Source organism: Ferruginibacter sp. SUN106 (assembly GCF_050611765.1).
GTDB lineage: Bacteria > Bacteroidota > Bacteroidia > Chitinophagales > Chitinophagaceae > Ferruginibacter.
Genome location: NZ_JBODJC010000002.1, coordinates 851,732 through 876,797, shown reverse-complemented (window position 1 = coordinate 876,797; position 25,066 = coordinate 851,732). Strand labels below are relative to the sequence as shown.

Sequence of the window (25,066 nt, the reverse complement as noted above, 5' to 3'; positions counted from 1 at the left end):
AAATTATGAAGAAAAAACTTTTGCTTATTGCCTTTTGCGTATTGCTTATTGCTACCGCATCCCAGGCGCAGCGTTATGCAGTTATTGATTCTAAATACATTTTGGAAAAATTAACCGATTATAAAGATGCCCAGAAAAAACTGGACCAGTTCAGTGAACAATGGCAGCAGGAAATTGACCAGAAACAGACTTTGGTAGATAAGATGATCAAAGATTATGATGCTGAGCAGGTAATGTTGAGTGATGAATTAAAGAAGAAAAGGGAAGATGAGTTATACAATAAAGAAAAGGAATTAAGAGACCTGCAAAAGAAACGCTTTGGTTTTGAAGGAGATCTGTTTAAAAAAAGGCAGGAACTGATAAAACCCATACAGGACAGGGTGTACAACGCTGTGCAGAAACTGGCTGTAGACAGGCAATATGATTTTATATTGGATAAAAGTGAAGGAATTACCGTTATCTTTGCCGACCCAAAACTGGATAAGAGCGACGAAGTACTGAGGAACCTGGGTGTTAAATAAACTGTTAATACTTGGCTGCAGAGCAGCTAAAACCATACAAAAACAAACTATAAAAAGTAAACATTAAACAAAACAATGAAAAAGTTAATCGTAGCTGGTGTAATGGCGTTAGGATTTTTAAGTGCCTCAGCACAAACAAAAATTGGTTATATAAACCTTGATGAAGTAATTGGTGCGATGCCCGAAACAGCAGTTGCCAACAAAGAATTACAGGAATTCCAGGAATCATTAGTAAAAGCTGGGGAAGACCTGGAAAAAGAAGCCAACGAAAAAATTAAAAAATTCGGAGAAGATTCTGCTAAAATGACTCCGAGCATGAAAGAAATAAAAAGACAGGAATTGATTGAACTGGTACAAAAAGTACAAGGTTACAATAATGATGCACAGGAAAAAGCCAAAGCTGAAGCACAAAGAAAATTTACTCCTATTCAGCAAAAGGCAATTGAAACAATCAAAACCGTAGCTAAGAAAAACGGCTATGCTTATGTGTTAGATTTCAATTCTTTACTGGTTATGCCTCCTGCAGATGATCTTTTAGGATTGGTAAAAAAAGAACTGGGTATTAAAGATACTCCACCGGTTACACCGCCTGCAACAAAAGCACCTGCAAAAACGGGTAATTAATTTGCAACAAAATATTTACAAAGGCCATTCCGTTTACCGGGATGGCTTTTGTATTTTTGATAAATGAATAAAGGCCCCATTGGTGTATTCGACAGCGGTTATGGTGGATTAACTGTTTTAAAAGAAATAGTGGATCAGTTACCGCAATATGATTACCTGTATCTGGGCGATAATGCCCGTGCACCCTATGGCACCCGCAGCTTTGAAACAGTGTACCAATACACCCTGGAATGTGTACAATGGTTCTTCAGCCAGGGCTGCTCACTAGTGATACTGGCATGTAATACTGCATCGGCAAAAGCTTTACGTACAATACAACAAAACGACCTGCCCAAAATTGATACCATTAAAAGGGTATTAGGTGTAATCAGGCCGACAACTGAGGTGATTGGGAGTTTTTCCAAAACGAATGCAGTGGGCATTTTAGGCACTAACGGAACTGTGCAGTCAGGTTCTTACCCTATAGAAATTGCTAAATTTTATCCCAACATAAAAGTATACCAGCAAGCCTGTCCCATGTGGGTGCCATTGATAGAAAATAACGAACACCAATCTGCCGGGGCTGATTATTTTGTACAAAAAGAGATGGGTAAATTATTACAGCAATCACCGGATATTGATACGATTTTACTGGCCTGCACTCACTATCCTTTGCTGATGAATAAGATACAACAGTTTATTCCTCAGGGTATTAAAGTATTGTCGCAGGGAAAAATTGTAGCCGGCAGCCTGAAGGAGTATTTGATTCGCCATCCCGAAATGGAAGCCAGGTGCAGTAAAAACGGGCAACTCTCTTTTTTTACTACTGATTCTACTGAGGATTTTGATAATCATGCCAGCAATTTTTACGGAAAGCCAGTAAAATCAAGCCACTTACAGCTTTGAGGCTAAAAAAATCCACATTCTGCAATCAAAAATCTAAAATTTTACCCTACCTTCGCCGTCCTTTCACAAACACTGGGGATGGTGCCCTGTTGTAGAGTGTAAAAATTATTTTTTAAAGGAAAAATTTAAAACAATGCCAGGTAAAAAAAGAACGTATCAGCCCCATAAACGCCGTAGAAAATCAGTACACGGTTTCCGTAAGCGTATGGAAAGCGCCAACGGACGTAAAGTTTTAGCAAGCCGCAGAAAGAAAGGACGCCATAAACTTACAGTTTCCAGCGAACGTGGTGATAAAAAATAAGATAACGGTTTCTGTATAAGAATCCGGCTAAAATAAATCAGTCCTGCTTTTCGGCAGGACTTTTTAATTTTGAATAATTGGAACAACAACAACGATACACCTTAGGCAAAAGGGATAAGCTGAAAAGCGCCAAAGCCATTGAGCAATTGTTCAAAGAAGGTAAGTCGTTTTCTGTATTTCCGTTTCGGGTGTTGTACTTGTACCTGGAAGCTCCAGCTTCCAGCCCTACTATGCACACGGAAGCCGGAGCTTCCGTGCTACAAACCGCCTTCAGCGTAAGCAAAAAATATTTTAAAAAAGCAGTTGACAGAAACCGGATTAAAAGATTAATGAGAGAAGCCTGGCGCCTCCAGAAAAGTGGTTTAGTAAATGGTGTAAACAAAGAAGGTAAAGATTTAAAAGTATTTATAATTTACACCGGTAATGAACTGCCCGAATATGATGTAGTAGTTGAAAAAACAGCAGCAGCAATAAGGCGGTTAATAAAAATTTGTAATGAAGCAACTGTTACTGATACTTAGCTTTCCATTTATCGTGCTGATAAAATTATACCAATGGATCATTTCGCCATGGCTGGGTAACAAATGCCGGTACACGCCAACCTGTTCGCATTACGGTATTGAAGCATTAAAAAAATATGGCCCGGTAAAAGGATTGTGGTTAACTATAAAAAGAATTTCCAAATGTCATCCCTGGGGTGGGCATGGTTATGATCCAGTGCCTTGAGTTGATGCAGCTTTCTTTTTTCTTCTTGTCACAAAGAACCATATAAGGCCACCTAAGCCTGCAATACCTGCAACACAAAACAAGCCCACTCTTATATAATGTTTACGCTTGAAAGATTTCGCATCAGCAATCAATTGTTTATTGGCAATGCTATCAGTATTTCCTTCATGTACGATATCGTTGGCATTAGACAATTCTTTCTGAGTATAGTAAATAGAATCATTCTTTACGGCATTCAATATAATTACATAATCAGGCGAATAGTAATTATGAAATGGAATAGTATCTGTAGATTTTTTGGTGATATTATTTATCGCCCAAAACGAATAGGAATAAGGAGCCCCATGGCTTGCAGCCATATAAAAAGATGAATCTGTTGTTACAACATCAGCGGTATTACTCCTTTCCATCGCCCAATAAAAAGTATAACCGGCAATATTTGTTACTCCCTGGAAACTTATTTTACTCTCATACATCTCTGCTTTGCCTGGCGTATCAGCAAATAAACAAACACTATAAAAAAGAGCAACAATAAACGTAATGGTCCATTTGTACATCAGTATAGTTTGCTACAAGATATCATAAAACTAAAAAAGCTGCAACATTAGTTACAGCTTTTAATAAAATTATTGTTGATGGTTTATGCGCCAAAACGTTCAGCTACTTTGCTCCAGTTTACCACAGTCCAGAATGCCGCTAAGTAATCAGCACGGCGGTTCTGGTATTTTAAGTAGTAAGCATGCTCCCAAACATCACAACCCAAAATAGGTGTGCCTTTTACATCAGCAATTTCCATTAAAGGATTATCCTGGTTAGGGGTAGAAGAGATTTCTAATTTACCATCTTTAACGATAAGCCATGCCCAGCCGCTTCCAAATCTTGTCATACCAGCTGCAGCAAATTTTTCTTTAAATGTATCAAAGCTTCCGAAAGCAGCAGTGATAGCATCAGCTAATTTTCCTGAAGGCGTACCACCTGCGTTAGGCGCAAGGCTTTCCCAGAAAAAGCTGTGGTTCCAGTGCCCACCACCATTATTACGAACCGCTGGAGAAATAGAACCAGCATGTTTTACCAGGTCTTCCAAACTTTTATTTTCATGCTCTGTACCTGCAATGGCTTTGTTTAAATTATCCACGTAAGCCTGGTGGTGCTTACCGTGATGTATCTGCATAGTAGTGGTGTCAATATGTGGCTCTAATGCTTCGTGTGCGTAAGGCAGAGCCGGTAATGTAAATGCCATAGATTTTAATTTTTATGATAGTGTTATGAAATATAGACAACAAATTTACGTTATTGGTTTCCGATTCAATTATAAAATGAAAGAAATTGTAATACTACTGGTTACGTTTTTGGGAATTTGTAAAGGCTTTGCTCAAAGCCCCGATGGTAGTATTGTGCCTGATAGTTTAAAAATAGCAGCAAAGAAATCAGTCATAGATTCTTTGCCCATAATAGAAAAAGCGTCGGTTAAATTATTCCCCAATCCTGCTAAAAATAAGGCTGAGCTTGAAGTACATGGCTTTGAGGCGGGAATAATTAAGTTGCAAATTGTTGATGTAAATGGCAAATTGGTGAGGGATGATCAGCGCCTGCTGGTTAATGGCAATGAAAATATGGTGATCATGTTTGCATTGCAGCCTGGTATCTATTTTATTGTTGTAAAGCAAAAAGACCGCTTGGTTAAGAAAAAAATGATCGTTCAATAGGCTATCTCTTTGTCTTAAAGAAAGCCTTCATCAAGCCTGCACATTCTTCCTTTAATAGGCCACCCACCAACGCCGTCTTTGGATGGAAGGGATTATTTTCCCCGGTAGATCTTCTGTAGCTGTTCTTCTCATCATCAGCTCCATAAACAATTTTGCCGATCTTACTCCAGTATAAAGCGCCGCTGCACATCAGGCAGGGCTCAAGCGTTACATATAAAATTGCTTCCGGTAAGTACTTGCTGCCTAAAAAATTAAAGGCTGTAGTAAGAGCAAGAATTTCTGCATGAGCCGTACTATCGTTTAATAATTCCACCTGGTTATGGGCACGGGCAATAATTTTGTCCTGCATTACCACAATGGCACCAACCGGTACTTCCCCGGCATCAAAGGCTTTTTGTGCTTCTTTAAGTGCCTGCTGCATGTATTGTTCGTCTGTCATATCCCTGCTTTTATTACCTTGCTGCAAATTTAGTTGTAATGGCAAACATAAATCAACTTTCGGCAATGCGAAGCTATTTTGAAAGCGGCGCTACAAAATCGTATGCTTTTCGTAAAGAGCAATTACAAAAATTAAGAACTGCGTTATTAAAATATGAAGAAGCATTCCATACTGCGTTATACACCGATCTTAAAAAAAGTGCTGAAGAATGCTGGGTTACCGAAACCGGTTTTTTACTAAGTGAGATAAATGCCACACTTAAAAATTTTAAAGTATGGATGGCTGATGATTTAGTGGCTACCAATTTACTCAATGTACCTTCCACCAGTTTTGTGATGAAAGAACCATTAGGCGTAGTGTTGATCATTGGCCCATGGAATTATCCGCTGCAATTATTGTTTACACCACTAGTGGGCGCTATTGCCGCAGGCAATTGTTGTGTATTAAAAGCGTCTGAATTTGCACCGGCAACAGGTGCCGTAATGCAACAATTGATTGCAGCAACTTTTTCTTCTGAATATATTTTATTTAGCGAAGGTGATGGAGCAACTGTTATTCCTGAAATGATGAACAATTTTAGTTTTGACCATGTATTTTATACCGGCAGCACTGCTGTTGGAAAAATAATTTATAAAATGGCTGCAGAAAGATTAGTGCCGGTTACATTGGAACTCGGTGGTAAAAGCCCTTGCATTGTAGAAAGTGATGCCAATATAAAAGTGGCTGCAAAAAGAATTGCCATGACCAAATACAGCAATGCAGGGCAAATGTGTGTGGCACCTGATTATGTATTGGTACATGAAAGTAAAAAACAAGAATTGGTTGCGGCATTAAAGACCACCATCGGAAAATTTTTTGGCGATAAAGCTGAAGACAGTTATAACTATAGCAAGATCATTAATGAAAGACAATTTAACCGGCTGGTAAATTATTTACCGCAGGGGAATATTTTGCACGGTGGCAGAACTGATAAAGACAAATTATTTATTGAACCTACCGTAATGGATAAAGTAAGCCTGGATGCACCAATTATGCAAGATGAAATTTTTGGCCCGATATTGCCCATCATTTCTTTCAATACAAAAGAAGAAGCAGTGAAAATAATTGCCCAACATAAAAACCCATTGGCGTTTTATGTTTTCACTTCCAGCAACGCAAAAGAAAAAGACTGGCTTAGCAGTGTGGCTTTTGGTGGCGGTTGCGTAAATAATGCCAGCTGGCATTTAACCAATCATCATTTGCCATTTGGTGGCAGAGGCTTTAGTGGTACCGGTAGTTACCATGGCAAAAATTCCTTTGATACTTTCAGTCATAAAAAAGCGGTGATGAAAACACCCACCTGGTTTGACCCTTCAATAAAATATCCGCCGTTTAAAGGGAAATTGAAACTGTTTAAATGGGTGATCAGGTAATGAATTCCCACAAAGATGCAAAAACAGAAAGACAGCCTTTGTAAATTTAGCTAGATAGGGGATCAAATATACTTTGATAATAAAAATTAAGTAAGCAACCTGTATTACCTTGTAATTCGTCTTTAACATATTCTATAACCTCCCTGCAAAAGCATAAAGAATACAAGGGGAATCTTTGTGAACTCAGTGCCCTAGTGGGATAATTTAAAAAATATGACAGAAAACGAATTAGCAACAATTGCTGTGGATATTTGTTATAAAATTCACACTACCCTTGGATCGGGTTTATTAGAAAGTGTTTACGAATCTGCATTTGCTTATGAATTAGAAAAGAGAGGCATTACTTATTTGCGCCAACCGGAAATTCCGGTTTTTTATGAAGATAAACTGTTAGATGTAGGTTTTAGGGCGGATATTATTATGGGATCAAAATTATTAATTGAAATAAAGTCTGTCGAACACTTAGAAAAAGTACATCATAAAACAGTTATAACCTATTTGAAACTTGCGGAAATAAAATTGGCAATACTCGTTAACTTTAATGTGAATCTTATCAGAGAGGGCATTCACAGGAAAATTAATGGGGAACTGGAATAATTTACTTTGTGTGCTTTGCGTCTTCGGGGATGACATCAAAAAATGCAAACTAAAAAGCGATATATTAAACTTAAAAGAATCTCAATTGTTCTTTCAATATTGATTATTGCTTTTTTTGCTTATGTAGAAATTATAAACCGCAATTCTAAAAACATGACGTACCGACAAAAAGTATTAAAAGCAGTTTACCCGGCATTGATGTGGTTTACTAAACTAACAGGAAAAAATGCCACGGAATTATCCGGCATTAAAGAGCCGCCGGTTCCCTTTTATATGCAGCAAGCCATTTCAATTAATGGTGATACCATTGATTTCAGCAGCTTTAAAGGAAAGAAAGTATTATTGGTAAATACTGCCAGCGATTGCGGTTACACTAATCAATATGATGATCTGCAAAAACTATCTGAAACCTATAAAGACAAATTGGTAGTGTTAGGTTTTCCTGCCAATGATTTTAAAGAACAGGAAAAAGGAACAGATAAAGAGATCGCTGAATTTTGTAAAGTAAACTTTGGGGTAACATTTCCTTTAATGCAAAAAAGCATTGTGATTAAATCGCCGCAACAAAATCCCGTTTTTCAATGGTTGACTGAAGCAGCAAAAAACGGCTGGAATGATAAAGCACCTACCTGGAATTTTTCTAAATATTTAGTAAATGAAAAAGGCATATTGACGAATTATTTTGACCCTTCTGTGTCGCCATTAAGTGATGCTGTTACCAAAGCTATTGAATAAATAAAATAACTTTGACAACCGCTGTAGAACGCACGGCGTCTTTTTGTAAAACAACCACATATGTTTACAACATCGGATATTGAAAAATATTTTAACGGCGAAAAACAGGAAAGTCTTTTGTTTGTTGCTATTGGAATTGCCGGAATAATTACTGCCATCATTTTCTTTTTTGTTTGTAAAACAAATTTTTATAAAGGGGCTGCAATCCCTTTATTGCTGATTGGTTTGTTATTGGGTATTGTTGGTTTTACAGTATATAAACGAAGCGATGGCGATCGTATCAGAAATGTTTATGCTTATGATATGAATCCTTCTGAATTAAAACATCAGGAAATTCCGAGGATGATAGTAGTACTGAAAAATTTTGTGGTATTCAGGTATGTTGAGATTACATTGTGCTTGTTGGGTATCATTTTATTTTTCTATTTTAAAAACGATGCCAGTAAATTATTCTGGAAAGGTTTCGGTGTAACTTTAGCCATCATGGCTTTACTTGCTTTAACGGCAGATTATTTTGCAGAAAAAAGAGGTGCTGTTTATCTTACAGGATTGCAATCATTTATTGAGCAACACTAATTATGAGCTACAACGATATTATAGGTACAATTGGTGTGGGTATGATATTGCTGGCGTATTTCTGCAATACTTTCAATTGGATCAATGGTAAAAGCAAAATATTTTTTCTGCTAAATATTGTTGGTGCAGGTTTGGCCTGTTACGCATCCTGGCTTATTAATTACTGGCCCTTTGTTATTTTAGAAGGTACCTGGTTTGTAGTTTCGGTATTTGGGTTGGTGAAAAATGCTAAATAGGTAATTAGGTCACCGGGCACTTCTCATGATAATTAATCAATTCAATAGGCGTTTTCTCAAACTCATAACCCTGGTATTTTATTGCGATCTCATCTAATACCGCATCAATTTCTTCAACAGTATCCAGTGTAACCAATTTAAAGCGATAATCTTTAATACCTGGCATACCCTTTAAATAATTGGTGTAATGCCGGCGCATTTCAAAAATGCCAACTTTCGGCCCCTTCCATTCAAAAGATTTATGCAGGTGTTTTTTACAAACAGCCACACGGTCTTCAATAGTTGGAGGTGCTAAATGTTCGCCTGTTTGTACAAAATGTTTGATCTCATTAAATATCCACGGATAACCAATGGCGGCACGACCAATCATAATACCATCCACACCAAACCGGTTTTTATAATCCAATGCTTTTTCAGGACTATCAATATCGCCATTACCAAAGATTGGAATTTTAATCCTTGGGTTATTTTTCACTTTAGCAATAAGGGTCCAGTCAGCTTCTCCCTTGTACATTTGTGCTCTTGTACGCCCATGAATGGCCAGTGCTTTTATACCCACATCCTGCAAACGTTCCGCTACTTCCTCAATATTCCTGTTGTTATCGTCCCAGCCCAATCTTGTCTTTACTGTTACCGGTAAAGTAGTTGACTTTACAACTGCATCAGTTAAACGCACCATCAGGTCAACATCTTTTAACACGCCTGCACCAGCACCTTTCAATGCCACTTTTTTTACCGGGCATCCAAAGTTGATGTCTAATAAATCAGGATTGGTAACATCAACAATTTTTGCAGCTAAGGATAAACTTTCTTCATCACCACCAAAAATTTGTATGCCTACAGGTTTTTCGTAATCAAAAATGTCTAATTTTTTACGGCTTTTTATAGCATCACGTATCAGGCCTTCACTACTGATAAATTCGGTATACATTAAATCCGCCCCATGATCTTTACAAACCGCACGAAAAGGCGGGTCACTTACATCTTCCATTGGGGCAAGTAATAGTGGAAAGTCAGGTAAATTAATATGGTCTCCTATTTTAATCATTGGTATTCTTCAATTAAGGTATTTCAGTGCTGTGTTTCTGTATCTCTGTGGCAAATCCCCCGTATTTTTGCTGCAAATTTACAACTTATAATTTCAAAGTATGGCGCATGTAGCAACAAAGCGGTTTAATTACTGGGGGCAGCTGGCGATATTACTGGCGTTAACGGGGGTAGGATTGATCATTGGGCAGGCAATCGGGATAGTAATCTTCCTGTCAAAAGATCCAACATTTTTAACGGATACAAAAGCTGCGATGGATAAAATGCTGGTGCCGGCCAATGCCAACATCCTGAGAATAACGCAGTTAATCGCCGTCATCTTCATGTTTATACTACCCGCTTTCCTGTATGCAAAAATCTGCCACAAAAAAGCATTGTTGCATCTGGGCATACAAAACAATGTTTACCTGCCTCAGCTACTTTTGGTAATTGCATTTATGTTTTCTGCACTGCCTTTAGTGGGTGCATTCAGAGAATTGACCATGAGTCTTCCGCTGGGAGAATATATTCAGCATAAAATTGCGCAATCCAAAGATGAGTACATGAAAAATGTACTGGCCATTGGTGCCATGCGTAATTTTGGCGAATACCTGACCACTTTATTTATAATGGCCATATTACCAGGCTTTGCCGAAGAATTATTTTTCAGGGGGGCCTTACAGAATTTGTTTACCCGCTGGTTTAAAGCCCCCATTGTGGCCATTTTATTAACGGGCTTTCTTTTCAGTGTTATTCATTTTGAATACTCTGATTTTATCGGAAGATTTTTTTTAGGTGTAGTATTAGGCTGGGTGTTTTATTTAACGGGTAACCTGTGGTTAAATATGACCATGCATGCAGCTTTTAATGGCCTTTCTGTAACAGCGTTATATATTTCTACAAGATCTGCAGGAAAAATTGATGCACAAAATATAGAAGATCATTTCAATGTTTATCTTACTGCCGGAGCTTTGGCAGCATTTATTTTATTTGGGTATTTTCTTTATACCATGAATAAGAAAAGAAACACTGCAATACCCGGAGAGGAAATATTATTGCCGGGCTATATCAATTCCCGCAATCAATTAGTTGATGAGATTGAAGAGATTGGAAACGAAAATCAAGCATAAATTTTATGGCATTAAATATAGCTACGCTTAAAACCCGTTCTTTAACTGCAGTTGTTTTTGTAGCAGTAATGCTTACAGGGTTGTTGTGGAATTTTTCTGGTTTTTTGATCCTGTTTAGTATAGTGCAATTGGGATGCTGGCTGGAATATTTAAAATTGGTTGAAAAAATATATAATACGTCAATAGACATTGTTATAAAATGGTTCTTCGCTGTTTGCGGTTTTACATTAATGATAGTTTTAGGGATACAGCATTACTCGTTTGATGTAGGAAAAACCATTATTGGGGTTTTTATTAGCTTTAAACTATTGTTTTGGATTTTGCTGATGATTTGTTTAGTTGTATTTGTAACCCAGAACAAAAAAATTTCTACAAAGGCAAAGCAAATGTGCTTTGCAGGATTCATTTACATTTCATTGCCACTTGCTTTATTACTACATTTAAGAGATAATTACTTTCTGACGAATGAAGACTTTAATTTACTTGATGTAGGTAAGGTGTATGCATGTGCGGTTCTTTTCTCTATCTGGATAAATGATACCATGGCCTACATTGTTGGCTCTTTAATCGGCAAAACACCATTCTCAAAAATATCTCCTAAAAAAACATGGGAAGGCACTATTGGCGGCGCAATACTTTGTGTAATAGTAATTGCTACAGCAGCTTATTTTAGTAAATTATTACCTGTGAAAGATGCCGCTATCATCGCTGCCCTCTGCGCCATCTTTGGCACCATTGGTGATCTGTTTGAAAGCAAACTCAAACGCATGGCTAATGTAAAAGACAGCGGTGCCATCATGCCCGGTCACGGCGGTTTTTTAGACAGGTTTGATAGTTTGTTATTTGCAGCACCGGTAGTATGGGTGTATGTACATTTTTTTGTTACGGGTTAAAAGAGTTACGGGTTTGAAGAGTTACGAGTTATATCGTTCGTTCGCCAACAATCAAATAACCCGCAATCCTTCAAACCCGTGATCCATTTTTTTATCATTCGCAAACAATCAATTAACCCGCAACTCTTTTAACCCGTAACTCTTTATCTTTGCAGCTCAATTCAACACAATGACCATTCACAGAGAGGGATATAAATCCATTGCAATCGGTACTTTAATTTTCGGAGCTATCAATTTTGCAGCACTGTATTTTTTCAGCGCTTCTTTACCGGTTTTATGCTGGATCATATTCTTTGCTACATTTTTTTTATTGCTGTTTTTAATTTCTTTCTTTCGTATACCGGCAAGAAAACTTACTGTTGGCGAAAACCTGGTAGTATCTCCTGCAGATGGAAAAGTAGTAGTGATTGAAGAAATTATTGATGTGGAATATTTTAACACCAAACGTCTGCAGGTATCGGTGTTTATGAGCCCTGCAAACGTACACGTTAACCGCAATCCCATCAGCGGCGAAGTGGTGTATAATCAATACCATAAAGGCAAATATTTAGTAGCCTGGAACCCCAAATCATCTACAGAAAATGAAAGGCATAGTGTGGTAATTAAAAAAGGGGGCACTGAAATACTGGTAAAGCAAATTGCAGGCGCTTTAGCCAAGCGTATTGTAAACTATCTGCAGGTGGGCCAAAAAGTAGAACAAACCGAAGAAATGGGCTTTATTAAATTTGGCAGCAGGGTAGACCTTCTGTTACCTGTGGGCACCAAAATAAATGTGGAACTGAACCAGGTGGTACAAGGTGGCGTAACGGTAATTGCCACATTATAATTTTTAACAGTTTCACCTTGGCTGTTTGCCCGATCTGCCCTACATTTACAATGATTAATCAAATACATAATTATGAAAAAAGTATTCTTATTAGCTACTGCTGCTTTATTAGTAACAGGTGTTGCTTTTGCAGATAACGGTAAAAAGAAATCAAAGAAATGTGCTAAAGGAAAAACCTGCTGCACAAAATCTACAGCTACTGCTGGTAAATCTTGCTGCAAAGACAAGAAAACAGCATCTATGTAATTGCTGCTAAAATTATTTATAAACCTCTCCAAACCGGGGAGGTTTTTTTATACTTTAAACTCATCCTGAGCGAAGCCGAAGGACTAAACTCCTGAACCTTTAAACTAAAATATCAACTCCAGCTCTTTCAAATGATATATAGTGTAAGTAGGTTGCACATGGGCTGTAGCATTGATATGGTTTACAAAAACAGAATCCATACCGGCATTAATAGCACCCTGTATATCGGCGTCTAAGTTATCACCGATCATAATGCTTTCTTGTAAACTGGCACCGGCTTTATTCATTGCGTAATCAAAAATTTCTTTCTTTGGCTTCAGGCTGTTGCTGGCTTCTGAAGTGATCATGTGTGTGAAATATTTTGCCAGCCCGCTGTTATTAATTTTACTCCATTGGGTTTTTTCAAAACCATTGGTAATTAAATGCAGCACATATTTTTTCTCCAGCAGATAGTCTAATAACTCTGTTGTGTGAGGGAACAGTATTTTTTTTGTAGGTAATAATTCTAAAAATTTTCCACTTAGTTCTTTGGATAATTCTTCATTGCCAATTTTAAAGTCTAATAAAGTACGGTACATCCTTTTCCACTTTAAATCTTCTGCCGTAATTAAACCATTGTGATATTTATCCCACAAAATTTCATTGTGGTATAAATACTTTACATAAAAATCATCAAATGGTACAGCTATCCTTTTATCCAATTCAAAAAAAGCATACAAATCGGTAAGCGTAGCTTTTGCATTAGCATTAAAATCCCAAAGGGTATGGTCCAGGTCAAAAAAAAGGTGTTTATACTTCATTGCTGATTGTAGCTTTACGATTGTAGATTTGCAAAGAAAAGCGAAATATTTAATACTTAAACATGAATGTAATAATCACCGGTGCATCAAAAGGAATAGGCAAAGCTATTGCCACTATTTTTGCCGCTAATGGCTATGATCTTTTTTTATGCAGCCGCAACGAAGTGGCTTTGTACAAAGCAATGGAAGAATTGCAAACCCGTTTTCCATCAATAACTATTAAAGCCAAAGCTTTTGATTTAAGCAAGCAGGCAAAAGAATTTGGACAATGGATATTGGCACAGGATATTGAAATAGATGTACTGGTTAATAATGCCGGTTTGTTTGAGCCGGGCAGTGTTTACAACGAACCGGAAGGAACACTGGAAAGCCAGGTGCAAACAAATGTATACAGTGCTTATCACCTTACCCGTACATTATTGCAAGCAATGATGAAAAGGAAAGCTGGTCATATTTTCAACATTTGTTCCATAGCCTCTTTTCAGGCCTATAAAAATGGCGGCGCTTACAGCATCAGCAAATTTGCTATGGACGGCTTTAATAAAAATTTAAGGGAAGAGATGAAAGAGTACGGAATTAAAGTTACTGCAGTGTACCCCGGTGCTGTTTTAACCGACAGCTGGGGTGATTATGATAATAGCAAACACCGCATTATGGAAGCAGCTGATGTAGCTAAAATTATCTTTGCTGCATCGCAGCTGAGTGCCGGCGCCTGCGTGGAAGAAATTGTGATGCGGCCGCAATTAGGAGATTTATAAATTCAACCAGGTTAATTACAAAGGCTAAAATCAATTGTGTTTAATCCGTGAAAATCTGTGCAATCCGTGGCAAAATATAGCAGCGAAGCTGCTATATTAACAGTTTTTTAAAACCATTCATCTTATTCTGTAAAGAACAACCATTTAATATCAGCTAAATTTGTATCCTTTATTTATGCGATCATTTTTACACAAAATAACTTTACTGCTTTTATTTTCTGCCGCCAGGGTTGCTGTGGCGCAGGTAAAATTTTCTGCCGGCGTTTCTGCACCGCAAATCAGTAAAAATGAATTGGTACAGATAAAATTTACTGTTGAAAACGCAAGAGAAGTGGAACATATCACACCACCTGCTTTTAAAAATTTTACGGTAGTGAGTGGTCCCAACCAGGAGAGTGGTATGACCATGGTTAATGGTGATGTAAAACAATTTATTGCGTTAAGCTATGTGCTGCAACCAAAATCCCCCGGCAATTTTACTATTGGCGCAGCAACTGCAAAAGCTGATGGCAAAGAACTGAGGAGCAATGCTGTTTCAATACAGGTAAGTAATACATTGGCGGCTAATAATTCGGGTGGCAGTAGTTTCAGCTCGCCATTTGGTGGCATGGATCCTTTTGCGGATGCAGCACCAGAAGCGCCATTCCGGGATAATATTTTAAAGAAAGGGGAGAACGCAGCAGATAAGGTAAATAAAAACATGTTTATTAAACTGGAGCTGGATAAAACCTCTTGTTATATCGGCGAACCGGTAATTGCTACTTATAAATTATACACCCGGTTAAAGAGTGAAAGTAACCTGGTGAAGAATCCATCCTTCAATGGCTTTTCTGTTATTGATTTGCAGCGGCCTGATAACATGACTTATAAAAGAGAAAAAGTAAACGGGCGGGAATATAACGTGTACGTGATCCGTAAAGCGCAATTGTACCCGTTGCAGTCGGGTAAGCTTGACCTGGAGCCTGCTGAAATTGAAAACAATGTGTCCTTTATAAAAGAAGAATATGCCAACCGGCAGAACAATTTAATGAGTGATGTGTTCAGGGAATTTGAAGAGGCTACCATACCTGCAGAAGGAATGGAAAACCATAAAGTAACATTGCAAAGCCAGCCTGCTTCTGTTATGGTAAAGCCATTGCCTGAGGCAAATGTACCGGCTGCATTTAAAGGGGCAGTAGGTAACTTTTCTATTGAAGCCGTGCTGGAGAAAAATAATTTTACTACTGATGATGCAGGAAAGTTAAGGATCATTATCAGCGGGCAGGGTAACCTGCAATTGGTGAACAATCCTGAAATACAGTGGCCAAAAGGTTTTGAGGCTTTTGAACCTTCTGCAACCGATGATTTTTTAAAAACCAGCGTACCAGTAAGTGGCAGAAAGATCATTGATTATTCTTTTACTGTTGAAGCACCGGGCAGCTATACTTTGCCTGCAGTTAAGTTCAGTTATTTTGATGCGAAGGAAGGAAAATACAAAACTGATTCTACCAAACCCATTTCGTTTACAGTTGCCAAAGGCACAGGAAAAAAAGCAACTGCTATAGTAACAGATACAAAACCCGGCAGCGATAATTTTCTAAATAAATTCATCAGCAACAGAAGATGGGTGATAAGTACAGTGGCAGTATTGATCATCTGCGGATTATTATTCTGGGTAAAACGGGATACTAAAAAAGAAGCTGTAATGGCGGAAGAAAAAGCTAAAGCGGATGCTGTGAAAGCAGAAGAACAAAAGATAGCCGCAAGCTTAATTGTAGAAGAAAAAAATTGGCTGGAAAAAGCGAATGAATTATTAACGGCAGACAGCACTGCTTTTTATATTGAATTAAATTTTGCATTAAAGAGTTATCTCTCTAAAAAACTACAATTGCCCGTAGAAACCATTAATAAAAAAAATATTAATGAGGAGCTGGATAAAAAAAATATTGCAGTTGCCACTACTGTACAATTGCAACAATTAATGAACGATATTGAACTGCAATTGTATACTCCCTTTCCTGAAAAAGAAAAGATGCAGGAACTGTATGATAGCACTGCGGCTATTATACAACTGCTGGACACCTATAAAAATTAATCTTCGGTAAATTTATAGCCAATCCCTCTTACCGAATGGAAATAGCGTGGGTTGCGGCTATCAGCTTCAAAATACTTGCGGAAGTTGAGGATGAAATTATCAATGGTTCTGGTAGTGGGGTAAACATTGTATCCCCAAACTGCCTGCAGAATTTTTTCTCTTGTTACTACTTCGTTTTTATTTTCGATAAGCAGTTTTAACAACATCGCTTCTTTTTTGGTAAGCGGAATTTTTTGTTGTGTTTTTGAAAAACCTTCCAGCGCTTTAAAGTCAATTTTATTTTCGCCAAACTGGTATACTTCCGGTAATGGTTCTTTTGAATTTAAGCGTTCGCTTTTTTTAATGAGTTTACTTACTCTTATTAAAAGTTCTTCCAGGTTAAAGGGTTTGGTTAAATAATCATCAGCACCTTTTTTAAGGCCCAGAATTCTATCGGCACTGCTGCTTTTAGCACTTAATATTAAAATGGGAATATCAGGGTTTTGTAAACGTACAGTTTCGCAAACAGTAAAGCCATCTATCTCAGGCAACATTACATCAAGAATGATGAGGTTAAAATATTCCTGTTGCACCACTTTCAACGCTTCTGCACCATCGTAAGCACCGGTTACTTCATAACCGTCTAATTCCAGGTTTAGCTTTAATGCTTCATGAAGGTTCTCTTCATCTTCCACCAACAGTATAGAAAATTTTTTATCCAAGGTTTAATTTTTTTGAACAGATGACTGTAAGTTAACTGTAAAAATACTTCCAGTCGGAAAATTATCTGTCACAGAAATGTTACCATTATGCTGATGTAAAATCCGCCGGGTAAGGTAAAGCCCCAACCCGGTACCCTTGGCGCCTTTAGTAGCTGCATTGCCTATACGGTAGAATTTATTAAATACTTTTTTCTTCTCCTCATCCGCAATGCCTTTACCTTCATCTTTTACCTGCAAAGTAATATTGTTTTTTTCTTCTGTTACACTCACTGCGATAGTAGTTTCTTTAGGGGCATATTTAATAGCATTTTCCACCAGGTTATTTACTGCCATTTGCAGTAGTAACTGATCTCCATCTGCAAATATTTCTTTTGCAATGGCAGTGGTTATATTGCGTTGGGGATAACGGGTAATAAAATCCTGTACGCAAGTAGCCACTAAGTCGCTAAAATTAATTTCTTCGTTGCTGATGCGGAAACCACTGGCTTCTATTTGCGAAGACAGCAGCATATTATTGCACAAGGAATTCATGCGGTTGGCTTCCTGCAACGTGGTTTGAATTAATCTTTGCTGTTGCGATTCTTCCAGTTTTCTTTTTTGTAATGTCTCCAGGTTAAGTTTGGTTACAGCAATAGGTGTTTTTAATTCATGCGTCAATGCCATCATAAAATTCTGTTGCTCCATACTGAATTGTAATTGCCTTTGCACTGCACGGAAGACAAAAGCGGCACCAGCTGCAATCAGTAAAAAAAATGTAACCCCTTCTCCAATGTATTGTGCAGTTTTTCTTTTTTGTATTTGTTGAATATTATTAACCTGTTGTGTGTATTGTGGTTGACTGGTATTTAACTGCTGTATTTCAAAGTTGGTCATCTGTTCGTTCTGGCGGTTTAAAGAAATAAACCACCATATTAATGCCGCAATAATATAAGCCAGTAAAAACCAGTAGATAAAAAAGATGTAGCGAATTTTTTTTGTTTTGTTGGGCATAGTAGATTGTAAAGTTAATGCCTAAAGAGACGAAGAGAAGTCTCTGAAAAAAATAAAATCAGCATCTCCACGAGTACTTCTTAAGCATTTATTTAAAACCTTGAAATTAGTAATTGTCTATCTAAAAGTAAAGTAGATTTTTTGTATATGGTTGATATTATTTATATTATGTAGTAATTGTTTTATTGTTATTTGCAACCATTTGAAGTGCATATAAGTCTTTGAGACGACACCAAATTTGGAAACATTTTCAATCAATTTCATTTAATATGAAGCCCTTACCAAAACAATTGCTTAAATCTACTATTGTAATCGCATTTTTTCTTTTTGCGTTTATTATGCTAACAATGCAAATCTCTTGTAAAAAAACAGACAGTATTTTACCTAAAGCTGAAGAACAAGTTACCTTAAACGGGCAACCTGTAAATGTAACGGAACATTTTTTTGCTTTGCCTGCCAATGCAAGTAGTGCAGTAAAAAGAGTAGCTGTACAAATGCGTAAACAAAACAGCAACAAAGAATTTATTACATCATTTGTAAAGAATAATGGCTTTGTTATTTGGGACAAAGCTATTATTAGTGTGGGCAAACCTAAAGTAAGCACCGGCCATTTGGGAGAAAACAATGTGGAGAATAATGCCGATACTATTGTTATCCTGCCCTTGGTACAAGCAGACTCTGTATATGTTGGCGGATTTTTAAAGGCTGTAATTGCAGATACAGTAAGTATTGACTTATATAAGAACAGGGATTACCAGGCGTTACCTTATGCCGGTAGTTCATCTGTTGCACAAAGCAATGTTACTACTGCAGAAAATTTTGCCTTGCGAATGATGCTGATGGACAATCTGGTATTTGGGTACACTAAATTTGAAATGAGAGATAAAAAGTTGTTCGCAGGTAATAGTAATGCAGATACAAATAATATCATAAGGGTTGTAGAATTTGGAAATAGTAGTAATAATTTTAATGGCGGGGGTACAACAAGTAGTAACTACATATATTCTGTATGTGTTACCGTTACCACTACAACTTATACTACATCACGGTATTGTGGAACTGAAACATATTGTGCAGCTACTGTCGGGTATGGATTATGTGACAATTGCGGAACCTATTGCTACCTTATAAATACACCACACACCAGTTCCACCACTGATTGTGAGTACTGGGAAGATGGAGGAAGCGGAGTGGGTTCCTGGCCTGATTTTCCATCAGGTGGCGGGGGCGGCACAGGTGGTGGCGGTACTACTCCTTGTGGCTTTGTTGAAGCTATTACTGAAAGTGTGGTGCCGGTTAATTGTCCGCTTATACCTAACCCTTGGCCGGTAAGTATAAGGGATGCTAATGGCTATTTATATGCAAAAATTGCAGAATTAAAAGCTCACTTGAGTCTTGAACCCTTTGCATTAGATCCTTGTGATAGCCTTAATATAATGCCACTTGATCCTGTAAATGGTTTCGGTAGTATGTGGCAAAGAGTGGCACAGTTTACTCCAAGTAGCACTGTTACTAATAGACTTGATTCTTTAAGAATTTTTTTGCCCAACGGTGTTATGGATAATTATAATTTAACTAACTTAAATAGTGCATATGGATCGGTGGTAAACTGCGATTTTTTTCCTATACGCATAACACAATTACCGCCAGGTTACACTCCTGAATTTTTAGTAGAATATTTTAGACAGAATATTAACTCTTTTATTGATAGCAGTCTTAAGGTGAAATTTTCTGCATATGAATATGATAATTCCGGGACAATGGCTCCGCCCTATTATTTTTATGATACAGCAAAGTTTTATGCATATGCTGAAAACTCATTAGGTGCGTTAATACATATTTCAATGTGGCCAAATGATGGTTCTGTAGTTGAATCCGATTATTTCCATAATATTACAAACGGAAAACAATCTCATGGCTTCAAATTTTCAACACTAAAAACCCCTATTGATTATAATCATCCAGTGGCGGGTAATCGGGAATTTGGAATCTATAAATCAACTGATGTGCTCCATCCAAATGATTATGTTTTTTATACAATGGGAGTTGATAGAATAAGTGATGAAATATTTGCATTAGGAGATTGGTTAAATCACAAGTTGGCGGGAAATCCTACAGGTTTTGAAATTGCAGATAAACTGTGGCGGAATATGCAAACGAAATTCATTCAATTTGTAATTAGTCAAGGTGGACAAGCTTCATTTTATTCTGTGCCAGAAATAAAAGCCAGGCCTAAATGGAATGAAGTTGATCAATTTTTAAAAGGATTTCAAACCTGGGAACAATTAAAAATAAAATTAGGATGTTAAGCATAAACAAAAAATATTCCTTTATTTTCAGTGTGTTTTTAATTGTTCTTATAGTTTTAATACATGGGCTTACTGCATATGTTTTCAGTTACCTTGAGTACTCCAATGCCACAATTGAAGAACTTCGAAATAGCTATGTACGAAAACCAGATTTTAAGGAGGATATTTATTTTTCTATAATAGTTGTTATCATTACCCTTTTCTTATATCTAATTTTTTTTTATAAAATTTCAAAAAATAAAAATATCAGAACTGTTTTTTTAGGCCTCTTTTGTCTATGCATCTACTTATTTGTTGTGATATTTTTTAGCAGTTTTGCTACAGGAATAATTGGTTTAATAAAAATCAAATTCATATTTCGCATACTGCTTTTAGGTTGGGATACTTTTTTTATTCCATATATAATTAGGTTTATAACTAATAACTCCGATTCAAGTCAATTAAAAGAAGATTAGGTTGCTAAAACCTAATCTTCTTTTAATAACAAAATGATAGCTTTGAGTTTTCAAAATCTATGAAATAGTTTATGCTTAGTCTAAAAAAATAAGTGCACACATGCTGACTTTGTTTATTGCTACTATTTCCTTCACCTTTCTATACTATATCGGAAACCAGATATTAGCTAACTCTTTAGATATTAAAGCAGAGGATAGATGGAAATGCAGCTTTACATTATTAGAGATTTTTAGCTCTTTTGCTATTGGATATTGCGTATTAGGATACGTTACATTTATAATTTTTCAAAGCCTATTAAAAAAAAATCAAGTAAGGTTATCAGATATTATAGCATTAGTTGTAGCTTTCTTTATTGTAGCAATTGCAATTACTTTTTTCGGATCCGGAATTAATATTGCAGACCCTTTTGATACCAGGTTTATTATTGTTATTATTATAGTTGGCTATATCACTGCTATTGTTCAAAAAAAAGTGTTTAAAAAATTTATAAATCACTACACATGAAAAAATATTTTTTAGCTTCATTAATATTTTTTTGCTTAGGCGGAAGTTTAAAATTATACTCTCAATGTTTTAAAGAGTCTATATTTAACACAGATAGTATGGGTGGCAAAAGCGACAAGCTTCCTTTTTTATTAACTTTTAAAATAGGCTCTGATAGCGTATATATTTATAGCACACGAAATCAGCAATACGATTTCCTAAGCTTTGCAATTATAGAAAAACAAGATTGTAAGTGGAATGAAGATTTTACAGAAGGGTATAGTAATTTTCGGCTAAGAGTTGAAAAACCAAACAGTATTGTTTCCAACCCTGTATTAAGAATCATTTATGAAAAACCAAACAACAGAAGAATAGAACTTCTATATCCTAACAGCGAGGAAAGAGTTTTTACAATTAGTAATAGATAAAATCAATTCCTCACATCCAAACCCCAGCTCAGTTTATTCCGTAGTGTTTGCAAAAAATTATTTTCATTCAGGCGGATAAGGTTGATACCGAATTCTTCTTTTCTTACAGCCAGTTGAATTTCTTTGGTTACAAATTCCCTGCGGCTGTCCAGCGTACATAAGAAGCCATCTGTACGGCCTTCCACTTCAAAAGAAATGATATTGTTATCCGGCACTACAATAGGCCTGATATTAAGGTTATGCGGCGCTACAGGTGTAATTACAAAACTGCCACTATCAGGAAAAACCACCGGGCCATTACAACTTAATGAATAACCGGTGGAGCCGGTTGGTGTAGCCACTATCAATCCATCTGCCCAATAGGTATTTAAAAATTCTCCGTTCAGGTAAGTATGAATTTTAATCATTGAGGAAGAATCTTTTTTCAATAAAGTAAATTCATTGAGTGCATAAGGCACATCGCCAAATAAAGGCACGTTGGCATCTAAATGCAACATGGTTCTTTTATCAATCACATAAGTATGGTTCACCAACGCATCTACTGCTACCTGCAATTCGCCTTTACCAAGGTTGGCTAAAAAACCCAGCCTGCCGTAATTGACACCTAAAACCGGTGTGCCTTTATCACGAACTAATGTTACCGTATCCAATAAAGTACCATCGCCACCAAGGCTGATAATTGAATCAATAGTGTCGTCTAAATCATCAGAAGAATTGAAAGTGGAATATTTAGTTTTAAGATTAACTGCCGAATAAAAGCTATTAAAAAAATCCTGGAAAAATACCGGCTCCACATTATGCTTTTCCAGCTCATGCAATAAAAGATTGATTTCTTTATGCTGGTTTTCCTCCAGGCCCCTGCTGTAGATTGCTATTTTCATAAAATGTTGTTGAGCTAAAAAATATTTTAGCTGTACTAAAATCCGCTTTGCGTATGTAAAAATAGCCCCTTTTGGTTTAATTGGTTAAAACTGTATTCAAAGCGCAGGTTTACATCGTAAAAAGTAAGGATATCAATGCCAAAACCACCGGTATAAAGCAAGGTATTATTCAAATTAGAGGCAAATTCTTTTTTATTGTATGCATAACCAAGGTCGGCATAGGTTTTTGTAAAAATGGTAAAGGGTATGCTTGAAAGAGATTTTAATTTAAAGGGTAGTTTTATTTTAAACTCGGCCACCTTCTTTTTCAGGGTGGATTTTATCAGTGCTGTTGCAGTGCCGTCAATTACAAGGTATTCTAATCCACGCAAATAACTATCGCCATAACCTAAGCCTCTCTGGTTAATGTATGGCTGGTATAAGGGTAATATCACCTTGCCGTTTAACTGAATACTACTGTACCATTTTTTACCTAAATCATAATATTTATTTAAACCAGCTTCCACTGTTAAAGCATTAATACCACCCGTAAATCCTACACCCCGTTTTGATATACCTGCAAATGCAGTTTTCCCTTTTGTGGCATACAACACATTGTTTACATGTACATGCTGAAACGTATAAGCAATCTCAAAAACATTGGCGGCTGCTTTGCCGGTATTAAAATAATGAGGATTGTTTTTTGCTAACAGCACGCTATCGCTTACAGTAAGGCGGGAGAAACCGGCATTAAAAATATGTTTGTTGAAAAAACCTCTTCGTATAGCATAGCCTGCTGATACATAAAAAGTACTGCCTACAAATTTACTTCGTAACGAATCGGAAGTGTAAAATAAAAGGCTGTCGGTGTAAGTTGTTTTATAAGGAATTTCTTTTTTTTGAGAATAGCCGGCGCTCACTACAAAACCTTCGGTTAGTTTGGAATTACTGTAAGGTGCATTATAACTGAAAGAAAAATCCCTGCTGAAGCCCGTGAGGAAATAGAGCCGTAACTGATCTCTTCTGCCGCTTAAATTATAATGCACAAATTTTAAACCGTAGTTCACTCTTTTTAAACTGGCATTGTAAGTCTTGATCCATTCATTAAAATTTCTGTCTACCGGTTTAAACTGCGGTACCGGGTAAATATACCAGCGTTCCCTTACGGTTACGGTTACATCAACATCGTAAGCAGAAAGTACTGCTAATTCAAATTTTACTTCTGTAAATAAGGTGGTATTGTATACCTGTTGCCTGGCCTGTTCCAGTTCCTTATTCAATGATGCTATAACAATGGAATCACCTTTTTGAAATTGTATCTCACGAAGTATGATGTATTCCTTAGTTCTTTTATTGCCCTTTACAATAATGTCTTTTATACAAAGTTTGGCAGAAGAATCCTGTATAGGTTTTGCAGCACTATTAAAAATTACTGTGTTTTGATTTTGGGATTTTGCTATAAGAGAAGAGAAAAGCAGTAACGCACAATACAATATTTTTTTACGGCTTAGCATTGCTTCGTTACTTCATAATAAAAATGTGGCAAGTAAAAATAAATGATATCGGAAAAATTGAACCTGGCTGCATCAACAACTAAATATCAAGATAGTTCATCAGGTGGCGGTAATTGGTATGAATTTCGTTTTCAAAATTTTCGTTGCCAAAATAATAGATCACATCATAATCATACCTTTCAAAAGTAGCTACAATGGAAGCAATTTCTTTTTTATTGGTATGAATTGAAACTGTTAACATACCGGTTTCAGGGTGAACGGTAGTATTTAAATGCAATATGGTAGCATCATTACTTTCCACAATACGGCTGATCTCTGAAATAGCAAACTGGCTGCGTTCCATTTCTAAAACAATAATGCCGCCAATTTCGTTAGTGCCTGCAAAATTGCCCAGCGCTTTTAAAAGATCGGTATTGGTAATAACACCGGCTAATTCTCTTTCTTCATTTATAACCGGTACTACCGATGAATCATGCTGGTTACAAAAATTAACGGCGGTCAAAAAATGTTCATTGTCTTTTACTGCGGCATCAATAAATGTTTCCTGCATTAGTTCGATAGGCATTTTTTCTTCTTCAGCATCCAGCAGGTCTTCTTCACTTATTAAACCCAGGTATTTATCATCAGCAACAACAGGCAAATGAGTAACACGAAAATCATTAATCAACTGTAAGGCTTTACTTACGGTATCCTGCAGTTTAAGGCGGGGTATATTGTTATTAATGAGTTCTACGGTTAGCATTGCTGTATTTGTGGTTTGTCGCAGGTTTACTAATAAAAGATAACGAACGGCGGTTATGAATAGTATACAGAC

At 36.8% G+C, this 25,066-nt stretch carries 31 protein-coding genes; 21 read left to right on the top strand and 10 right to left on the bottom strand.

Translation table 11 applies throughout. From position 1 onward, the window contains the following. The first annotated feature begins 5 nt into the window (after window positions 1-5). From ACQ334_RS09695 to yidD, 6 genes are all read left to right on the top strand, one after another. Window positions 6-521 carry an OmpH family outer membrane protein gene (locus ACQ334_RS09695; protein ID WP_430988001.1) on the top strand — a complete coding sequence of 172 codons (516 nt, stop codon included), beginning with the start codon at window positions 6-8 and terminating at the stop codon, window positions 519-521. Between the two features lie 75 nt (window positions 522-596). After that, window positions 597-1,145 (top strand): OmpH family outer membrane protein, encoded by a 549-nt coding sequence (locus tag ACQ334_RS09690; RefSeq protein WP_430988000.1) that lies wholly within the window; start codon window positions 597-599, stop codon window positions 1,143-1,145. A gap of 63 nt (window positions 1,146-1,208) precedes the next feature. After that, window positions 1,209-2,030: a glutamate racemase gene (gene murI / locus ACQ334_RS09685; protein ID WP_430987999.1), complete on the top strand. Its 822-nt coding sequence runs from the start codon at window positions 1,209-1,211 to the stop codon at window positions 2,028-2,030. A gap of 133 nt (window positions 2,031-2,163) precedes the next feature. Continuing rightward, on the top strand, window positions 2,164-2,331 hold the full coding sequence (gene rpmH / locus ACQ334_RS09680) for a 50S ribosomal protein L34 (RefSeq protein WP_430987998.1): 168 nt from the start codon (window positions 2,164-2,166) through the stop codon (window positions 2,329-2,331). Window positions 2,332-2,408: 77 nt separating this feature from the next. Further along, window positions 2,409-2,852: a ribonuclease P protein component gene (rnpA, locus tag ACQ334_RS09675; protein ID WP_430987997.1), complete on the top strand. Its 444-nt coding sequence runs from the start codon at window positions 2,409-2,411 to the stop codon at window positions 2,850-2,852. Then, entirely contained in the window at window positions 2,827-3,057 is a 231-nt protein-coding gene (gene yidD, locus ACQ334_RS09670) for a membrane protein insertion efficiency factor YidD (RefSeq protein WP_430987996.1), read from the top strand. Before rnpA ends, yidD begins: the two co-directional genes overlap by 26 nt. Here yidD and ACQ334_RS09665 read toward each other — a convergent pair. Together ACQ334_RS09665 and ACQ334_RS09660 are read right to left on the bottom strand one after the other, a co-directional pair. Further along, a complete protein-coding gene (locus ACQ334_RS09665; protein WP_430987995.1) occupies window positions 3,039-3,614 on the bottom strand; it encodes a hypothetical protein in 576 nt (191 codons plus the stop codon). The two genes, yidD and ACQ334_RS09665, sit on opposite strands and share 19 nt — an antisense overlap. 83 nt (window positions 3,615-3,697) lie before the next feature. Next, entirely contained in the window at window positions 3,698-4,297 is a 600-nt protein-coding gene (locus ACQ334_RS09660) for a superoxide dismutase (RefSeq protein WP_430987994.1), read from the bottom strand. Window positions 4,298-4,373: 76 nt separating this feature from the next. Here ACQ334_RS09660 and ACQ334_RS09655 point away from each other — a divergent pair, with 76 nt between their 5' ends. Next, a complete protein-coding gene (locus ACQ334_RS09655) occupies window positions 4,374-4,763 on the top strand; it encodes a T9SS type A sorting domain-containing protein (RefSeq protein WP_430987993.1) in 390 nt (129 codons plus the stop codon). Between the two features lies 1 nt (window position 4,764). On the opposite strand, the gene ACQ334_RS09650 is transcribed toward ACQ334_RS09655, so the two are convergent. Continuing rightward, window positions 4,765-5,202, bottom strand: coding sequence for a nucleoside deaminase (locus tag ACQ334_RS09650; RefSeq protein ID WP_430987992.1), 438 nt, complete (start codon window positions 5,200-5,202; stop codon window positions 4,765-4,767). A gap of 38 nt (window positions 5,203-5,240) precedes the next feature. On the opposite strand from ACQ334_RS09650, the gene ACQ334_RS09645 reads away from it, so the two are divergent. From ACQ334_RS09645 to ACQ334_RS09625, 5 genes are all read left to right on the top strand, one after another. Continuing rightward, complete coding sequence (locus ACQ334_RS09645) at window positions 5,241-6,614, top strand: aldehyde dehydrogenase (protein WP_430987991.1); 1,374 nt, start codon at window positions 5,241-5,243, stop codon at window positions 6,612-6,614. A 213-nt stretch (window positions 6,615-6,827) separates the two neighbouring features. After that, window positions 6,828-7,211, top strand: a complete 384-nt coding sequence (locus tag ACQ334_RS09640; protein WP_430987990.1) for a GxxExxY protein — start codon at window positions 6,828-6,830, stop codon at window positions 7,209-7,211. Window positions 7,212-7,364: 153 nt separating this feature from the next. Continuing rightward, on the top strand, window positions 7,365-7,946 hold the full coding sequence (locus ACQ334_RS09635; protein WP_430987989.1) for a glutathione peroxidase: 582 nt from the start codon (window positions 7,365-7,367) through the stop codon (window positions 7,944-7,946). Window positions 7,947-8,006: 60 nt separating this feature from the next. Continuing rightward, window positions 8,007-8,522 carry a hypothetical protein gene (locus ACQ334_RS09630; RefSeq protein ID WP_430987988.1) on the top strand — a complete coding sequence of 172 codons (516 nt, stop codon included), beginning with the start codon at window positions 8,007-8,009 and terminating at the stop codon, window positions 8,520-8,522. Between the two features lie 2 nt (window positions 8,523-8,524). Next, window positions 8,525-8,758: a CBU_0592 family membrane protein gene (locus tag ACQ334_RS09625; protein WP_430987987.1), complete on the top strand. Its 234-nt coding sequence runs from the start codon at window positions 8,525-8,527 to the stop codon at window positions 8,756-8,758. Window positions 8,759-8,762: 4 nt separating this feature from the next. Here ACQ334_RS09625 and dusB read toward each other — a convergent pair whose 3' ends face one another. Then, entirely contained in the window at window positions 8,763-9,806 is a 1,044-nt protein-coding gene (gene dusB / locus ACQ334_RS09620; RefSeq protein ID WP_430987986.1) for a tRNA dihydrouridine synthase DusB, read from the bottom strand. Between the two features lie 100 nt (window positions 9,807-9,906). On the opposite strand from dusB, the gene ACQ334_RS09615 reads away from it, so the two are divergent. From ACQ334_RS09615 to ACQ334_RS09600, 4 genes are all read left to right on the top strand, one after another. Beyond that, the gene (locus ACQ334_RS09615) at window positions 9,907-10,914 is read left to right on the top strand and encodes a lysostaphin resistance A-like protein (protein ID WP_430987985.1); all 1,008 of its coding nucleotides are present in this window, start codon (window positions 9,907-9,909) and stop codon (window positions 10,912-10,914) included. A gap of 5 nt (window positions 10,915-10,919) precedes the next feature. Beyond that, complete coding sequence (locus ACQ334_RS09610; protein WP_430987984.1) at window positions 10,920-11,807, top strand: phosphatidate cytidylyltransferase; 888 nt, start codon at window positions 10,920-10,922, stop codon at window positions 11,805-11,807. Window positions 11,808-11,976: 169 nt separating this feature from the next. Next, window positions 11,977-12,633, top strand: coding sequence for a phosphatidylserine decarboxylase family protein (locus tag ACQ334_RS09605; RefSeq protein WP_430987983.1), 657 nt, complete (start codon window positions 11,977-11,979; stop codon window positions 12,631-12,633). A gap of 72 nt (window positions 12,634-12,705) precedes the next feature. Further along, window positions 12,706-12,879, top strand: a complete 174-nt coding sequence (locus ACQ334_RS09600) for a hypothetical protein (protein WP_430987982.1) — start codon at window positions 12,706-12,708, stop codon at window positions 12,877-12,879. Between the two features lie 104 nt (window positions 12,880-12,983). Here ACQ334_RS09600 and ACQ334_RS09595 read toward each other — a convergent pair whose 3' ends face one another. Next, window positions 12,984-13,679: a YjjG family noncanonical pyrimidine nucleotidase gene (locus ACQ334_RS09595; protein ID WP_430987981.1), complete on the bottom strand. Its 696-nt coding sequence runs from the start codon at window positions 13,677-13,679 to the stop codon at window positions 12,984-12,986. Window positions 13,680-13,741: 62 nt separating this feature from the next. Between ACQ334_RS09595 and ACQ334_RS09590 the strand changes: the two genes are divergently transcribed. Beyond that, entirely contained in the window at window positions 13,742-14,437 is a 696-nt protein-coding gene (locus ACQ334_RS09590) for an SDR family NAD(P)-dependent oxidoreductase (RefSeq protein ID WP_430987980.1), read from the top strand. Between the two features lie 175 nt (window positions 14,438-14,612). Beyond that, complete coding sequence (locus tag ACQ334_RS09585; RefSeq protein WP_430987979.1) at window positions 14,613-16,511, top strand: BatD family protein; 1,899 nt, start codon at window positions 14,613-14,615, stop codon at window positions 16,509-16,511. On the opposite strand, the gene ACQ334_RS09580 is transcribed toward ACQ334_RS09585, so the two are convergent. Together ACQ334_RS09580 and ACQ334_RS09575 are read right to left on the bottom strand one after the other, a co-directional pair. After that, window positions 16,508-17,212 carry a response regulator transcription factor gene (locus ACQ334_RS09580; protein WP_430987978.1) on the bottom strand — a complete coding sequence of 235 codons (705 nt, stop codon included), beginning with the start codon at window positions 17,210-17,212 and terminating at the stop codon, window positions 16,508-16,510. The genes ACQ334_RS09585 and ACQ334_RS09580 overlap by 4 nt on opposite strands. A gap of 3 nt (window positions 17,213-17,215) precedes the next feature. Continuing rightward, a complete protein-coding gene (locus ACQ334_RS09575) occupies window positions 17,216-18,202 on the bottom strand; it encodes a sensor histidine kinase (RefSeq protein WP_430987977.1) in 987 nt (328 codons plus the stop codon). A 347-nt stretch (window positions 18,203-18,549) separates the two neighbouring features. On the opposite strand from ACQ334_RS09575, the gene ACQ334_RS09570 reads away from it, so the two are divergent. From ACQ334_RS09570 to ACQ334_RS09560, 3 genes are all read left to right on the top strand, one after another. Continuing rightward, window positions 18,550-20,511, top strand: a complete 1,962-nt coding sequence (locus ACQ334_RS09570) for a hypothetical protein (RefSeq protein ID WP_430987976.1) — start codon at window positions 18,550-18,552, stop codon at window positions 20,509-20,511. Window positions 20,512-21,066: 555 nt separating this feature from the next. Beyond that, window positions 21,067-21,471: a hypothetical protein gene (locus ACQ334_RS09565; RefSeq protein ID WP_430987975.1), complete on the top strand. Its 405-nt coding sequence runs from the start codon at window positions 21,067-21,069 to the stop codon at window positions 21,469-21,471. Continuing rightward, window positions 21,468-21,878 (top strand): hypothetical protein, encoded by a 411-nt coding sequence (locus ACQ334_RS09560; RefSeq protein ID WP_430987974.1) that lies wholly within the window; start codon window positions 21,468-21,470, stop codon window positions 21,876-21,878. Before ACQ334_RS09565 ends, ACQ334_RS09560 begins: the two co-directional genes overlap by 4 nt. Before the next feature lie 2 nt (window positions 21,879-21,880). Here ACQ334_RS09560 and ACQ334_RS09555 read toward each other — a convergent pair whose 3' ends face one another. From ACQ334_RS09555 to ACQ334_RS09545, 3 genes are all read right to left on the bottom strand, one after another. Further along, on the bottom strand, window positions 21,881-22,759 hold the full coding sequence (locus ACQ334_RS09555) for an NAD kinase (RefSeq protein ID WP_430987973.1): 879 nt from the start codon (window positions 22,757-22,759) through the stop codon (window positions 21,881-21,883). Window positions 22,760-22,794: 35 nt separating this feature from the next. Next, window positions 22,795-24,252, bottom strand: coding sequence for a POTRA domain-containing protein (locus ACQ334_RS09550; protein WP_430987972.1), 1,458 nt, complete (start codon window positions 24,250-24,252; stop codon window positions 22,795-22,797). 79 nt (window positions 24,253-24,331) lie between these two features. Next, window positions 24,332-24,994, bottom strand: coding sequence for a CBS domain-containing protein (locus ACQ334_RS09545; protein ID WP_430987971.1), 663 nt, complete (start codon window positions 24,992-24,994; stop codon window positions 24,332-24,334). Window positions 24,995-25,066 lie beyond the last annotated feature (72 nt).